The sequence below is a fragment of the Candidatus Accumulibacter phosphatis genome (genome assembly GCF_012939955.1).
In the GTDB taxonomy this organism is placed as follows: Bacteria; Pseudomonadota; Gammaproteobacteria; order Burkholderiales; family Rhodocyclaceae; genus Accumulibacter; species Accumulibacter delftensis.
The window spans coordinates 1-14,293 of record NZ_SPMY01000079.1 but is presented as its reverse complement, the minus strand read 5'-3'; the positions used below and the strand labels follow the sequence as shown (position 1 = coordinate 14,293).

At 60.7% G+C, this 14,293-nt stretch carries 13 protein-coding genes and 1 pseudogene; 7 read left to right on the top strand and 7 right to left on the bottom strand.

Annotated elements, in window-relative coordinates; genetic code table 11:
- Positions 1-261 precede the first annotated feature (261 nt).
- From E4Q23_RS20770 to E4Q23_RS20755, 4 genes are all read right to left on the bottom strand, one after another.
- Positions 262-1,950 carry an AMP-binding protein gene (locus E4Q23_RS20770; RefSeq protein WP_169068394.1) on the bottom strand — a complete coding sequence of 563 codons (1,689 nt, stop codon included), beginning with the start codon at positions 1,948-1,950 and terminating at the stop codon, positions 262-264.
- A 238-nt stretch (positions 1,951-2,188) separates the two neighbouring features.
- On the bottom strand, positions 2,189-2,758 hold the full coding sequence (locus E4Q23_RS20765; RefSeq protein ID WP_169068393.1) for a GNAT family N-acetyltransferase: 570 nt from the start codon (positions 2,756-2,758) through the stop codon (positions 2,189-2,191).
- A gap of 215 nt (positions 2,759-2,973) precedes the next feature.
- On the bottom strand, positions 2,974-3,213 hold the full coding sequence (locus E4Q23_RS20760; RefSeq protein WP_169068392.1) for a hypothetical protein: 240 nt from the start codon (positions 3,211-3,213) through the stop codon (positions 2,974-2,976).
- 203 nt (positions 3,214-3,416) lie between these two features.
- Positions 3,417-3,674, bottom strand: coding sequence for a hypothetical protein (locus tag E4Q23_RS20755; protein ID WP_169068391.1), 258 nt, complete (start codon positions 3,672-3,674; stop codon positions 3,417-3,419).
- Between the two features lie 402 nt (positions 3,675-4,076).
- On the opposite strand from E4Q23_RS20755, the gene E4Q23_RS20750 reads away from it, so the two are divergent.
- The 7 genes from E4Q23_RS20750 to csx16 all read left to right on the top strand — a co-directional run bounded on the left by E4Q23_RS20750 (position 4,077) and on the right by csx16 (position 11,953).
- On the top strand, positions 4,077-4,310 hold the full coding sequence (locus E4Q23_RS20750; protein WP_169068390.1) for a hypothetical protein: 234 nt from the start codon (positions 4,077-4,079) through the stop codon (positions 4,308-4,310).
- 868 nt (positions 4,311-5,178) lie between these two features.
- The gene (locus tag E4Q23_RS20745) at positions 5,179-5,829 is read left to right on the top strand and encodes a choice-of-anchor C family PEP-CTERM protein (RefSeq protein ID WP_169068389.1); all 651 of its coding nucleotides are present in this window, start codon (positions 5,179-5,181) and stop codon (positions 5,827-5,829) included.
- A gap of 1,150 nt (positions 5,830-6,979) precedes the next feature.
- Positions 6,980-7,750: a peptidoglycan-binding protein gene (locus E4Q23_RS20740; protein WP_169068388.1), complete on the top strand. Its 771-nt coding sequence runs from the start codon at positions 6,980-6,982 to the stop codon at positions 7,748-7,750.
- 1,222 nt (positions 7,751-8,972) lie between these two features.
- Complete coding sequence (locus E4Q23_RS20735; RefSeq protein WP_169068406.1) at positions 8,973-9,329, top strand: DMT family protein; 357 nt, start codon at positions 8,973-8,975, stop codon at positions 9,327-9,329.
- Between the two features lie 98 nt (positions 9,330-9,427).
- On the top strand, positions 9,428-9,727 hold the full coding sequence (locus E4Q23_RS20730) for a hypothetical protein (protein ID WP_169068387.1): 300 nt from the start codon (positions 9,428-9,430) through the stop codon (positions 9,725-9,727).
- A 198-nt stretch (positions 9,728-9,925) separates the two neighbouring features.
- Complete coding sequence (locus E4Q23_RS20725; protein WP_211203874.1) at positions 9,926-10,723, top strand: hypothetical protein; 798 nt, start codon at positions 9,926-9,928, stop codon at positions 10,721-10,723.
- 933 nt (positions 10,724-11,656) lie between these two features.
- Complete coding sequence (csx16, locus tag E4Q23_RS20720) at positions 11,657-11,953, top strand: CRISPR-associated protein Csx16 (RefSeq protein WP_169068385.1); 297 nt, start codon at positions 11,657-11,659, stop codon at positions 11,951-11,953.
- Between the two features lie 391 nt (positions 11,954-12,344).
- Here the strand turns inward: csx16 and E4Q23_RS20715 are convergent, their stop codons facing one another.
- The 3 genes and pseudogenes from E4Q23_RS20715 to cas2 all read right to left on the bottom strand — a co-directional run bounded on the left by E4Q23_RS20715 (position 12,345) and on the right by cas2 (position 14,040).
- Positions 12,345-12,650: a CRISPR-associated endonuclease Cas2 gene (locus E4Q23_RS20715; RefSeq protein WP_169068384.1), complete on the bottom strand. Its 306-nt coding sequence runs from the start codon at positions 12,648-12,650 to the stop codon at positions 12,345-12,347.
- Positions 12,634-13,679: pseudogene (cas1, locus tag E4Q23_RS20710) on the bottom strand (CRISPR-associated endonuclease Cas1). The gene E4Q23_RS20715 and the pseudogene cas1 overlap by 17 nt, the downstream one beginning before the upstream one ends.
- A gap of 13 nt (positions 13,680-13,692) precedes the next feature.
- The gene (gene cas2, locus E4Q23_RS20705) at positions 13,693-14,040 is read right to left on the bottom strand and encodes a CRISPR-associated endonuclease Cas2 (RefSeq protein WP_291996116.1); all 348 of its coding nucleotides are present in this window, start codon (positions 14,038-14,040) and stop codon (positions 13,693-13,695) included.
- Between the last annotated feature and the right edge of the window lie 253 nt (positions 14,041-14,293).

Below are 14,293 nucleotides of genomic sequence, written 5' to 3'. Positions count from 1 at the left end.
TACCGCCTGCGTGACCGGGGGCCGTTCCTGAGGCACTGCGGTAATTGTACGAGCAGAGCTTGGCAGCTGGTGCGTGCTTCCCCTGCCAGCCGGTGAGCCACCCAAAAATCGGGAGATCGCGGTGGGCTGCCCACGCTCCCGGCGGCTGTGTTGCTCCCCTGAGGCGGCTATTCGTCGGTGACTAGGTGCCTCGCAATCGCCGGGACAGGCCGGCCGACGGAGGTACTTCGCGACAGTTGCTGGCTAGTGGAAATCTTCTGACTAGCCAGCCGGTGCGTCCCTCAATTCACGACGCAGGATCTTGCCGATGGGTGTCTTCGGCAAGCTGTCGCGGAACTCGATATGGCGCGGGCGCTTGTAACCGGTCAATTGCGTGTGGCAATACTTGGCGACGTCCTCCTTGCTCAGTTTGCGGTCTTTCCTGACGATGACCAGCTTGACCGCCTCGCCGGACTTTTCATCGGGCACGCCGACGACGGCGCATTCCTCGACGCCCGGATGCATCGCCACGATGTTCTCGATCTCGTTGGGATAAACGTTGAAGCCGGACACCAGAATCATGTCTTTCTTGCGGTCGGTGAGGGTGATGTAGCCGCGGGCGTTCATGTGACCCACATCACCCGTCTTCAGCCAGCCGTCCTGGATGACCTTCGCCGTCTCCTCCAACTTGTTCCAGTAGCCGCGCATCACTTGCGGGCCGCGAACACAGATTTCGCCGGTGTGTTGAGCGATATCACCTTCGCCATTCCACAGCGGCAACTTCTTGAAGTCTTCGTCCCGGATGCTCACTTCGGTCGAAGTGACCGGCAGGCCAATGCTGCCATTCCAGGGGTCGCCAAGCGGTGTGCAGCAAACACCCGGTGAGGTTTCCGTAAGGCCATAGGCTTCGGTAAGGTGGGTTCCCGTCACTTCTTGCCAACGCTTGGCGACGCTTTCTTGCACCGCCGCGCCGCCGCCGACTACCACTTTCAGCGCAGAGAAATCGAGCTTGGCGAAGCCGGGGGTATTCAACAGCGCATTGAACAGCGTATTGACGCCGGTCAGGACGCTGAACCTCCATCGGCCGAGTTCCTTGACCAAGCCCGGGAGATCACGCGGATTGGCGATCAGCACGGTCAAGCTGCCCCACTTCATGAAACCCAGCGTCGAGGTGAGACAGAAGATGTGGTACATCGGCAAGGGGGCAATGGCAATCTCGCGGCCTTCCTTGAAGCTCGCCGAGATCCATAGGCTGACCTGCTCCAGATTGGCCAGTAGGTTGCCGTGGGTGAGCATTGCCCCCTTGGCGATGCCGGTGGTGCCGCCGGTGTATTGCAGAAAGGCGAGGTCTTCCGGTCCGATTTTCACGGGCACAAATTCCGACGTGGCACCATCGGCGAGCGCCTTCTTAAAAGACCAGGCCTTGCCGATCTGCCAGTTGGGCACCATTTTTTTCACATATTTGATAACGAAGTTAACGACCCAGCGTTTTGGGGCGGGCAACAGATCGCCGATCTGCGTCGTGATGACGTGCTCGATCGCCAGGCCGGGCAAGGCTTCCTGCAGCGTCCGTGCAAAATTTTCGACGACGACAATCGTTTTGGCGCCTGAATCCTTCAACTGCACTTGTAGTTCCCGTGCGGTGTACAGCGGATTGACGTTCACCACGGTCATTCCGGCGCGAAGAATGCCGAAAAGCGCGACCGGATATTGCAGAAGGTTGGGCAACATGATGGCGACGCGATCGCCTTGCGAGGCACCGGGGAGTCCTTGCAGAAACGCAGCAAAATCGCGCGACAGGCGATCCACTTCGCCGAAGCTCAGTGTCTGGCCGAGGTTGCTGAAGGCCGGCTTGTCGGCGAACTTGCGAACCGTGTTATCGATCAGTTCGGGTAACGATGAAAAAGGGGAACTGTCGATTTCTGCGGGAATATTTGCCGGATAGCTGTCAAGCCAGACTTTTTCGCTCATGGTCGGGTCGCCTGTGGTTATTGAGATCATTGATTCGGAGTCGATACCCTCTTGCGGCCTGGAATCTCTTTCTGTTTGTTGCGGAGGGATTCTCCGTGCCTGGTTTTCAGCTCACCCGGCCGTGCATTGATGGCGGCCGGAGACGCAGGCGTGCCGGCGATCTTGCTGCACAAAGCAGCGGCCAATTCTGCCTTCCATGACGAATACGCCGTTTTTCCAATGTCCTCCCGCGGCGCTATTATTTCCGCAAGACTTTGCGAACGACGCTTCGCCAGCGAGTAGAAGCCGCGCCCGGAAGCTCGCGAACGAGCTGCACCACGCCGTCGCCCTGCTCGCCGTCGACCAGCGCAAAGTGTAGCGAACGCGCCAGCTGCAACATCGGTCGGTTGTCGGCGAGGACGTCGCCACGCATCGTCCGCAGACCGCGCAGCGACGCCTCGCGAAGAAGTGCCTTCAAGAGCCGCCGGCCGATACCCTGGCCTTGCCAGGCGTCACCGATGAGCAGTGAAAAACTGCACTCCGCTTGCTCATCGTGTTCGACGAAGCGACCGCCGGCGATCGGAACCTCGACCCCGTCCTCGCACCGGACGACGACCAGCAGGTACTCCTTGTGCGGGTCGATGGCGACCAGGCGGTGCACGGCGTCGTCCGAAAACTCGGCGATCGAGCCAAAAAAGCGGTTGCGCCTGGCGTTGGCCGACAGCATATTCAAGGCCTGCTTGACGCGTGCCTCGTCGTCCGGCCGCATTTGCCGCATGTCGAGCCAAGTGCCGTCAGCGGCTTGCCAGCGGTCGATAGTGTCGTTCATCGTTGCACCTGATCAGTAAGCTGCCATTAAGCCAGAAGGCCTTGATTTTTCCTTGCCACTTTCAGCAAAAGCTCGCCTCCGCGCCGGCCTTCCTTGCTTTTTTCCGTTCCTTCGCTCTCTGCAAGGGAGTGATCTTAGTCCAGCCCTCGATGGTTGGATGTGCTCCAGCGCCGAACAGCAACTCAGCGACCCCGTATGAGCAATCCGGCACAACATCACCCCTCAAGCGCCAGGCCCATCAAGGCGCGCTCCTCGTTCTCGGTGGGTTTCCGGTTGTACTCAGCGTGATACTGCCTCTCCGCCAGATACGGCCCAAAGTCGACGACGCGTTCGGAGGTGCCTGCAATCCGCCGGCCGAACATCTCCCCGGCCAGCATCATCTGGCGCGATTGAAGGTCCGCGTCCAGCCGCCCGTCTGGTTCCAGCGGAAGCAGTCTATAGTCGATGCGAACCACCTCGTCGGCGCTGCATCAGCCCAGCAGCTTGACGGACCGCCATGGTCGGATAGCCGACGATCACCCGTTGACTGCCAGTAGAGGCACGGCAAATGAACGTTGTACTTCCCGTCTGGGAACTCGTCTTCGATCCGATGATGAACCGCCAGAGTGAAGTCTCTCGACAAGCGCCACTCGAATATTGACGGTGTTTACGTCGTTTGTCAGCACGACAGCTTCGGGCGCCCGGGCCGGGTTGCTGAGCACGGGTTCGAGAAGCCAGCAACACCGAGCGTCGCCGAGCAAACGACATTCGCCATTGCGATCCAGTCCTGGTCATAGTGGGCATTGCTCTTGCGAAGTCCGACAATGGCATTGGCCCCCAGGGCAAGCCCCTGGCGCGCCAGATCCAACAGCGCTTGTTTCTCCGCCAGCCGGTACGCCCTGTCCGATGCCGCTTCGGCTTCGGACAGTGCCTCCACGTAGCTGATCGTTCTGACCGTCCGCTCGCCAGGAACGGCGTTCGTGGTGACCCCTTGACGCTCCGCGAAACTGACCCGCTTTTGCTCACCAAAGTGACCCACCAAGCGTGAGCCAGCAAGTCGCTGCTGAGGTCGCGAACGATTTCCGGGGGCCGAACCTCGTAGCGGCGCCGGCTCCTGCAGTAGTCGACGCCCGTTGCCCGAGAGGCAGTGCTCGTAGCGCCGGGCAGCCGCTCTCCCGCTTGCGTGCCGGAGCTTCTCCTTCGCCGAGTTCGCCATACCCACCGCGTACGCCCGCCGCAAAAGCTTGCGAGAAGCCCTGGCAAGACCTCCCACGCCGCGACAGGAACCACCGGTTAGGCCCTATCTCTCCACACGACGTCGTGTGGGGGAGAAACCGTCATGGAATTCCGGCAGGGCGAGGCGTGTCGTCAGTTGTTCCGGCGACGTCCGCAGAATCCCGACCAATGCTTTTGTTCGGCCGCCGCCTGCCAGTGCGAACGGCGGCGGCGTTGGCAGGCGGCCAAGCGCCAGAGCGATCCCGACTATCGCGAGAACCAGAAGCGTGCGCAGAAGGCCTGGGCTGAGCGCCACCCCGACTACTGGCGGGCGTATCGAGAGCAGCACCCGGAGTAGGTCGCGCGCAATCGTGCCCGACAGCGGGAACGCGCACCCGCCCCGGCCAGCGTTGCAAAGATGGACGCGTCAAACGCGGGAATTTCTTTGCCCTCAGGCACTTACCGTTTTTCACCGGTGGCGGACCGAAAGCATTCGGTGAACCCGTAGCCCCCCTTTTCAGTCGGCGTGTTTCAGCCAGCGACTTGCTGGCATGCCGGGACGCTGACACCACCAGCAAGCTGATCCTCCCGATCAAGGACATCTGGCTCTACCCCCTTCACCGATCCTTCCGATCAGTCCTCTGCAGCTAACCAGCCTCGCCAAACCCGCTGTCTCGCTACGGTTTGGCCGAATATTTACCGAAGACCGTTGATTGAGTCCGGGCGTACCGGGACTTGCAGCGTCGGCCTGGGGGCTGTTACGTCCGCCCCTCTCCAGACAGGTCATTCGCAAGCCCGGATCTGTAAGCGGCACGGCAGACACAACAGCCTGTGCGCTGAAGCCGACAGCAGGCGATGCCCTTACAGGGCGCGTCGCTGGCCTCGGGCGGCGCACCATTCCTTGCGCGCAGGGCTGTTCAATGGCGCCCCGATCATCGGTATTCGCAGAGTGTGAGATTTCGCACGTCGACGAATTTTACATTTAGAGCCTGAAAGCCACCTCGGCCATTCAATAGCTTGCCTTCTGATCGAGCTAACAGGCGGAAATCACTGACGTTTCATCGCGGGCCGATGGTCTGGCACGGTAAGTGCTTTAGAAGGTCAAGCGCTGGAAAGCATCGCGTTTTTTAGCCAGACATGAGCAACCCTGCTCCGGATTTCTTGCCAGTTGTTAGGAACCTGAAGAGCGTCTGGTATTTTCTTGTATTAACAAAGGAGAATTCACAATGAAAGCACTTTCGATTATTCGGCCTCTTGCTCTTGCGGGCGCTCTACTCGGTTGCGGTCTTGCACAAGCGAACCTGATCCAGAACGGAAGTTTCGAGACGGGGGCAAACCCAGGCGGGTCTTTTATTGGCCCTCTGGGAGTGGGGAACACCAGCATCGACGATTGGGCCATCACTGTTGGCACCGTGGACTACATTGGCGGGCTGTGGCAGCATGCCGACGGCGACCGTAGTATCGACTTGGTTGGAACCAGCCTGGGTACCATCAACCAGACCTTTGCCACGGTTCTCGACCAGATCTATTCGGTCAAGTTCGCCATGGCCAGCAATGTTGCTGGTGGTGATAACGTGAAGAGGTTGAAAGCCATAGCCGGCGACTTCAACGGCGACTTCTCGTTCGACGACACCGGCAAGACCAATAGCGATATGGGTTGGACGGACAAAACCTTCCAGTTCAAGGCGCAAGGCACACAAACAACTCTGTCGTTCGCGGCACTGAACGGCGAATGCTGCTTCGGGCCTGCACTTGACAATGTGCGTGTCGAACTTGTGGATAATCAGGTTCCTGAGCCCGTTTCGGCTCTGCTCGTCGGTCTATCGCTGGCGAGCCTGGGATGGTCGCGCCGGAATCGGCAGCGTACCGCTGGCTAGAAAAATAGAGGCATCTGGCAGGCGCAATTTCTTTCCGGCGGAAGTGTGGTGGTCGGCGATCATGTGGGGGTCTGGGGTCACTGATTGGCTTCCCCTCACCGTCCACGCGCAGGTTTTCGTTCTTGCAGTGTAGGGACCAGTTCGCACCAGTCACCCATCAGGATCAAGGCCGTCGTCCTGAGCTATCCTGAGCTATCCTGAGCTAGTCCGGACGACGCCCCTGGCTGCCATGGTGGCCCCAGAAAACTGTCGGCGCCCTACGTGTACCCGCTTCGCATAGTGCGTATGTGAATGGAAATAAGGGACACGTCGGCTTTGGGCCGAGAACGTCTGTGATGGCGTACGTTTTGGCCCGCCAGTAGTTACGCAGCAGAGCTCTGTGAGAAAAACGAATACCCCGCCGAACGCCATGTTCCGCGGGGTTTTTCGTTTATACCTGTTGCCCTCGCCATCTCGCAAATATCATTGCTGCGTTCTTAGGGGCCGCTTCTCTCGGAACTTTGGCTGCGGATGGAACCTTACTCTACATCAAGCCGTCTCTCCCCGGCAGGGAACTCGCCGACGTGCTGAACTATTGGAAGACGGCCCCGAGTTTCCCGCACCAGAGGATGGCCGACCAGTGGTTCGACAAAACGCTGTTCGAAAGCCAGCTTCGCTCGTCTATAACATCGGCATCAGCGCCTTGCGCGAGCCCGCCGGGACGTCGGAAGGCGACACGCCGGGAATTCGGGGGACATGACGTTGTGAAGCCTTGCACTTTGATCAGGAAGAAATGGGGGGCACACTACCGGCGTCGCCAACGGTCGAAGGCAATCGATCCGACTCGAAGCACGGGGGCGACGCGACTGGCTAGTTCAATGGAGTAACGGCATGGCGCGAACGATAATGCGCTCACCACAAAAGCGATCGCTAAATCGCTCGCAGCAGGACGCAACTGATATGTACATGCCACTCGCCATCGTCGTTTGCCGCTGCCACGGAGATCTCAACCTGGCGGGCGCTGAGATCTTGATCTCGATATCCGCATCACGCTCGAGGGGACCACCCGCGTCCTCCGGTGCCTCAAGGCGTGGAAAATCGGGGGTGAAATCAGGGGTGAAGTGGTAGTGCGTTTCCTGAAACAGTCTCATAGAGTCAGAGAGGACGAACAATGGAAATCATCGCAGCCAATATATCGGAGATGTCGCGAACCGCCGCGCCGCGGATCATCCTCGGCATCGTGGATAACCAGCAACTCATCACGGATGGAGGAATCGATACGCAGCTCCGCCTTTGTCATTTCATGGCGCAAATCGCGCACGAGAGCGCTCACTTCGGGGTGACGCTTGAGTTCGCTTCCGGCAAAGCCTACGAGGGACGAAAAATTCTCGGAAATACCCAGGTCGGTGATGGGCCCCGCTATCGCGGGAGAGGATTGATCCAGACAACGGGACGGACGAACTATCAGCTGGCGAGAGACGACATCCGCATGATCGTGCCGGATGCTCCGGATTTCGAGGCCGACCCTGTCAAGCTGGAAGAATTCCCGTGGGCTCTGTTGTCCGCCATCTCCTACTGGCGGCGAAGGAACATCAACCGTTTGGCGGATCGCGATGATGTGGTCGCCGTTACCAGGACGATCAATGGTGGCGAGAACGGGCTTGCAGAAAGAAAGCGCTACCTCGCGAAGGCAAAGGCGATCTGGATCGACGACAACACACCGACGGCAGCGCACTCAACCGTTCGTCCTGGCGACAAGGGTGAAGAGGTTGAGGAACTTCAAAACGTCTTGGTCGCGGCAGGCTACCGGGTTCTCGTGGACGGCGACTTCGGCGACAACACCAAGAATGCAGTCATGGACTTTCAGAAGCGCAAGGGGCTGCCGGCCAATGGCGTTGTCGATCTGAAGACATGGGGCTTGTTGCAGCTGATCGCCGGATAGCGTCCGTGCTGCGTTCATGGTGATTCACCCAGGCCGACCTGTCTGTGGGCCTGGACCTGCGCGAGGATGCCCTGCAGCATGAAAATCACCGCGGCCGATTATCAATCAATAACCGGGATTCGACACGATGCCTATTCCCAAAAGACATGAAACGACGCAAGCTCCGCAGACTAGGAGTTGGAGTTGTTTCTTTCTCATCGCACTTCTGTGGTGTACGCCGAAGGGTGCCGACGCGAAGCAAGCCGTGTGTTTAACGACGGACGATGGTCCCGAATACGCATGCGAGTTCCGTCCTCTCTATGAAAACGGCAGCTTCGAGATTTCAGCACCAGACAAGCCCGGGCTTCCACCGACCTACAGACTCGTTCTTCAGAGTGCTTCTACGCCGGTCACCTTGAGCGGGTATGTGTATTACCGTGATACTGAGACGGGCAAGATCAACATGAAACAGGGTATTTACATCGGAGAGTTTCGGCGGAGTAGGCGCAAAGAAGGGGTAGAGCGCGGGTGCTGGGAGCGGACTACCCCCACCCAAGTGGAAATTTGCGCTCGTTGAAGGGACGGATCCGCAGTGACTTTATCAGTGCTGCGTGGTTGCGCCTCGCGCCGTTTTCCGAGGCTGCGTGCGATTTCGGCGTGAGAGCGACAGCTGCCAAGCGGCAGGCTTTGATTGAGCGCGAGCCCGACGTCGGCGACGGCTTTGCCGCCCGGTGGGTCAGGGAAGAATTGGCGATAGCTTGTGTGGCGTTCGCTGGCGTCGTGGGCAGAGTTCCGAGATAAACCGGCTCGGGCGCAACATCCCGGGAGCGACGACGGTTTCTGAGTTCTTCCTCGTGGCCCGGGCTCGGGAGGCTTGGGGCCTTGCTGCCTGGCTTCTTGCCGGTCGCCGCTGCCTTGGCAGCACGGCGGGCGACTTTCTCGGCGGCGGCGGCTTTCAATCGCTGATGGCGCTCCTCGACCCGAGCGACAGGCTTGGCCTTGAGCTGGACGGCCAGCTTTTCGATGTGCCCGCGGCCAGCGCACCGTGGCGCCGAGCTGTTGTCCGCGGCAGCGCCCGCCTGCATGGTGGCCGATCGGAGAGGGTCAATGTGAAAGTCGCGTATGCGACTCACGAAACTCCCTTCTCCCTCGCGGGAGAAGGGCCGGGGGGAAGAGGGGGGGCGGTCCCGACTTCATGATCAGGGGTATCCTGACATGTCATGACCGTTAGGCAGCACAGTTGATGCGTCCCCTCCTGCTCACCGTCCTGTTGCTTTCTCTGAGCAATGTCTTCATGACCTTCGCCTGGTATGCGCACCTAAAGGAGTTGAGCCACAAGCCTTGGCTCATCGCCGCACTGGTAAGCTGGGGCATCGCGTTCTTCGAGTACATGCTCCAGGTGCCAGGCAATCGCATCGGGTTCAGCGTGATGTCTGTCGCGCAACTCAAGATCCTGCAGGAAGTCATTACGCTGTCGGTGTTCGTTCCCTTCGCGGTTTTCTACCTCAAGGAACCCATCAAGCTCGGCTATCTATGGGCACTCTTGTGCATACTCGGCGCGGTGTTTTTCATTCTTCGGAGTCGCTGGACCGGCGGCTAACTTCCTGCCACATCTCAAGCAGGTGCAGGTCGGTCATCGTGGGCGGAGGTCTATAGGCTCTCACTCGCCGAACGGCACGCCCGCTATGCGGATCGCCGATGATCAGCGCCTCGCCCATCTTGATCCGCGGCAATTTTCTGCCGGCGACGGCAAAGCAGCGCGAGGATGGCACCCGATTGCCGCGTCGGCTGCGCCTCCTCGCCATGACGGTGTCGGTCGATGTGACGACGTCGGTCACTGTGACGCTGTCGGCCAATAAGGGCGGGCGGGGACGACTGGGTGTGGCGATGAGGGCAGGGCTGCGGCTGGCACGGTGTGGTACTTGGCACCCGCCAGGCTCGCTGTCGAGGTCATCAGCTTCCGCTTCGGCCAGGGTATCGCGGCCATCCGGCGATTGATCATTTGCCCCGACAGCAGCCGTTAGGCTACCTGGGCCACCTGCGGCGATGCCATGCCTGCTGGCATCCTGTCGATATCGACCGCTGGACGCCAGGGCGCCGCGAATATTCATGCCAGGTTTGTGCGCTTTTACGCAGCAGTCAAGCGCCAACGGTGAGATGCTGAAGGCCTCCAAAATAGCCCAAGTGAGCGGCGTCGTGAAAATCCTTACCACCCTCGTCATGTCTGCTTCGCTGCTGTTGGCCGGGTGTTCAACGAATCAGGCCGGTTCGGAAAAACAGGCGAGTCAAGTTTCTGTGACCTATCGCTCGGACCCTCCGGGGGCGACCTTGACGCAGGTTGACGGCAGGGTTTTTGGCCAGATGCCGGTAACTTTGAGCTACCAGGTATCGGATGCAGATAGAGCCAGGGGCGAGGCGACATTTCTCGGCCTCACTGCGCACTGGCCGAGCGGCGCTAAAGACGCTTACCCAAAAATGACACTCCCGACCGGCAAACTATCGTCTGACATCGCCCGCACGGCTTTCACTTTCAAGCGGCCGCAAGATGCTCCCTATCTGATGACAGACCTCAACCATGCACGCAGCCTGCCGCCGCAAGCGGAACAGCTTGCCGCAGAGCAGGAGGTTTCTGAGGCACACCGCGCGCAGCAACAAGGTGAAGCGCGTGTCGCAAAGCAGGCGGTCGCCAAGGAACATAGCCGGCCACCACAGGCGGAACCGGGCGTCGCAGGGCAGGATGCTTCTGCGTTAGAAGGGCGCGCCTCCGTTCTCCTTGCGCTTCTGAGCAGCCTGCAGCAACACGCGGAACAGCGTGCTGGAGAGCAGGAGACTTCTGGGTCCACAGGGGGCGGGTCAGATCTTCTCGCCCTCGTGAATAAGCTGGCGGGTGTGTATCTGGAGGCGGCGAAGGCGGTTCAGCCGCAAATCGCGGCGACGAACTGCTCAGCCTCGTCTGGCGGCGTGATCACCGACCCTGGATGTGCGACCCGGTGATGATGGCGGTATCGCCCTGCGCTTGCTGTGCGGGGTAGGTGTGTCGCCGTCAGCCGCCGCCCGGAAACGCAAACCTTGGCCAGCGCCACGGCCCGTGTAGTGCCGTAGGCGCCGCTGGTGTCGTGTTGCTGGCAGGGTGGAGCGAATGAAAATCAGCTAGCGCATGGGTTGCGCGCTGCTTGCTGGAATGCTGAAAGTATCGTCGTCAAACGAGCGCTACAGCCGCCCCCACGTCATTGCGAGGAGGCGCAGCCGACGTGGCAATCCAGTTCCATGCTCTCACTATTTCCCACCGCATTGACATGCGTGGCAACGCGAAAAGCCAAACCTCTGGATTGCCGCGTCGGCTACGCTTCCTCGCAATGACGGAGGCTGGGAGACGCTTGCCGAAAGTCTCATCACGAGTGCAGCACTACACTAGAATGCTCCGTTGCCAGCAAAAGACGGCGGTGGCTTCTGGAGAAAGCGATCAATCTGCAGACATTCGATCTGAACGACATCACCCGTGAGCCCTCCGATGAACAACTCGATGCCTTGATGGAAGCCGTTGCCACCGAAGCACGCAGGCACTCGCAGATGGCGCGCGAACAATGGCTGATTCGCCTGCGCGCCGAGATCGCGGCGATAGAAAGGCATTCCGGCAAGAGCGCGTGACCGAAGGCGACAAGCCGGGCGAGTTGCCGCTGGGCAAACGCTGTGATGAAGGCAATCGTGAAAGTTGCCGAGCGCGAGCGGCATGTCAGGACGCTTGCTTCCCTGGAACGGCAGCGCGAATTGCCGATTGTCTGACAGTGACATCGGCCGACTATGCGCCTGTTTTCGTGCCTCGAAGACGACCGAAAATTCGGCGCCATCTGGTTTTTTCTTTTCCGACAATCACCTTAAACCCCGGGCTTTTCCCGGGGATGCTTACTGGTTCAAGCGCGCCTTGACATGACTATCTGGTTCGTCTCCCGCCACCCGGGTGCCGTCGCCTGGGCAAAGCGGCAGGGCATCGCCGTTGATCGGCAGCTCGCCCATCTCGACCCGCAACAGGTTGCTGCAGGTGACACGGTTATCGGCACCCTGCCGATCAATCTTGCCGCCGAGGTTTGCGCGCGCGGAGCCCGTTACTACCATCTCACGCTGCGCCTGCCGTCCGCACTGCGTGGTACGGAACTCGATGCCGACCAGCTTGAGCAGCTCGGTGCCTGCATCGAAGCCTACCTTGTCGAACGCCGCAGCCCCTGAAGTGCCGCCGGCGCCGCGCGTGTGCTGTTGCGGGCCGGGTGGAGCATAGGCATTCCAGCTACCGCACGGGGTTCGCGCTGCCTGCGGGCTTGCGCAAAGCGTGGTCATGAAAGAAGCACTACCGCAACTCGCAGGTCATTGCGAGGAAGCGAAGCCGACGCGCCAATCCAGAGGTTTGGCTCTTCGTGTGGTTGATGCGGCCGAAGGGCAGCGAGAGGTGGCACCGGATTGCCAGCTCGGTTGCGCCTCCTCGCAATGACGGTGTCGGTCACGGTGACGGTGACAGAGTTGGTCAATAGCGGCGTGCGGGATGGAGCCGGGCGTGGCGTGGCGATGCCGGCCGCGCTGCGGCTGGCACGGCCTGGCGCCTGGCACCCTGCAGGCTCGCCGCTCAGGCGATTGCCGCGGGCAGCCCGGTCCACACGATTCCCTCCGGCAAGCTGGCGCGCCCGATGCGGCCCTGAAAGCCGCGCGTGGGCAGCGGGTAGCAGCGCACGTCGTCGTCGGCAAGTTCCATCAGCTCGGCAATCTCGTCCAGGCAGCGCTCCTTGTCGGCTTCGCTGCCGACCAGCAGAAAGATGCTGTACTCGAGCGGCGCCGCGTGCTTGCACATCTCGCGATGGATGCGCTGCAAGCGGCGCTGGTTGCTGATGTCGTAGCCGATCACGAAGGCCTGCAGACTATTCGTCGAAGTCATCATCTTCGCCTTCGGCCAGCGTATCGAGGCCATCCGTAGCGAGTGCCGGCAGCAGCGCATGCGTATCCTTGCGCTGCGCAGGCGGCGCATCGACGGAACCCGATTGAGTGATCGCTGCAGCCACGTCGGACACGCTTTCGGTGAGCAGTTTGCGCAGCCGCCCGGCCAGCGGCTCCCACTCGGCGTAGTAGCGGGCGCGTCCCGCCTTGCCGAGGAGGCAGCCGCCGTCGGTCTGTGAAAAATCGTCGGCGCGCAGTTTCTCCGAGCGAAAGAGCATCAGGGTGTGCTGATCGATCTCGACGCGCAGTGGTTCGACCAGATCACAGGCGAGCGACTCGCGGCCGAAATCCAGCGCATGATAGAAACCGACGAAAGGATCGAGCCCGGCGCCGTACAAGGCCAGGACTGCCTCAGCGTGCAGCAGCGTGTACGAGAGCGAGAGCACCGCGTTCACCGGGTCTCGCGGCGGCCGGCGGTTGCGGCCGGCAAACTTCAGGCGCTCGGGCAGCAGGTCGGCGAAGCCTCGAAGTAGGCCGCGGCACCGGCGCCTTCGAGGCCGCGCAGTGAAGCAAGCGAATGCTGCTCGTCCACCGCCCCGATGCAGCTGGCGAGTTGCCGCAGGGACAGCGTCAGCAGATAGCGTGAACGCGGTTCGCTGTCGCGGCGGAGGGTGAGGAAGTCTGCCTGTGCGCGCAGCTTGGCTTCGACGATGGCCCGCGAAAAACGCAGGCAGAAGTCGGCGTCGAGCGACAGCCGGTACTGCGCCACTCGCCGCGCCGCGTCATTGTGCGGACGACCGAGCAGCATCGTCGGCAGCGCCTTGCGCCCGGAGAGAACGACCACCCCGATTCCACGCTCGCCGAGTTTGCCGAGCAGCGACGACGACAGCGTCACGTCGCCGCGGATGAAGACCCGCGATAAGGGCGCCAGCGGTACCGTGCCGATGCGCTCGCCGTTCTCGTAGAACACCAGCGCCTCGCCGTCCGCCTTCAGCGTCACGCAGCGCCGGTCAACATACAGACTGGTCATCGTTTCTCCCCCCTCAAACGATCAGAAAAACATCCGTCACCGGCTGCGTCGCCCGGCCCAACATGTCGCGCCGCATGCGCGGATCGAGCTGGAAGATGTGTGCCCGGTCTTCACTTAAAGCGAGCAATTCGGCCAGCGTGTTGCGCACTTCACGAAGTTCAGCCGCGGTCAGCCAGCACTCGAAGAACGATTTTTGACCACCGACCTTGTAGCCCATCAAATACCGGTGCACCCGCCGCAGCCGCTTCGGCTCGCAGATGTCGTAGCAGACCAGGTACAGCGTTCGCGCCACATCGTTCATGTCGCCACGATAGGCCTCCGTGGCACTCCTGTCAGGTCCGGCAAGCTTGCCGAAAATCACTGATCGATACAGGCGGAAAAATGCAGCGGCGGCAATCGTCCGTCAATCCCTTTGATTTCAGGGCTGGTTACTGACCTTGACGAGTGCTGTACAGTCGTCAATGAAGGGCTGTCTCAATCCCTTTGATTTCAGGGCTGGTTACTGACCAAGCTACTTTTGCATGGTGGTATAAAGTCTGTGGTCTCAATCCCTTTGATTTCAGGGCTGGTTACTGACGCCCGCGCCAAAGAAAGCTTGCCGCGCTGGGTGACCG

Excerpts from the sequence above, each read along its gene's own strand:
- E4Q23_RS20770 (WP_169068394.1), bottom strand. The coding sequence starts at position 1,950 with ATGAGCGAAAAAGTCTGGCTTGACAGCTATCCGGCAAATATTCCCGCA.
- E4Q23_RS20765 (WP_169068393.1), bottom strand. The coding sequence starts at position 2,758 with ATGAACGACACTATCGACCGCTGGCAAGCCGCTGACGGCACTTGGCTC.
- E4Q23_RS20750 (WP_169068390.1), top strand. The coding sequence starts at position 4,077 with ATGGAATTCCGGCAGGGCGAGGCGTGTCGTCAGTTGTTCCGGCGACGT.
- E4Q23_RS20745 (WP_169068389.1), top strand. The coding sequence starts at position 5,179 with ATGAAAGCACTTTCGATTATTCGGCCTCTTGCTCTTGCGGGCGCTCTA.
- E4Q23_RS20740 (WP_169068388.1), top strand. The coding sequence starts at position 6,980 with ATGGAAATCATCGCAGCCAATATATCGGAGATGTCGCGAACCGCCGCG.
- E4Q23_RS20735 (WP_169068406.1), top strand. The coding sequence starts at position 8,973 with ATGCGTCCCCTCCTGCTCACCGTCCTGTTGCTTTCTCTGAGCAATGTC.
- E4Q23_RS20730 (WP_169068387.1), top strand. The coding sequence starts at position 9,428 with ATGATCAGCGCCTCGCCCATCTTGATCCGCGGCAATTTTCTGCCGGCG.
- csx16 (WP_169068385.1), top strand. The coding sequence starts at position 11,657 with ATGACTATCTGGTTCGTCTCCCGCCACCCGGGTGCCGTCGCCTGGGCA.
- E4Q23_RS20715 (WP_169068384.1), bottom strand. The coding sequence starts at position 12,650 with ATGACTTCGACGAATAGTCTGCAGGCCTTCGTGATCGGCTACGACATC.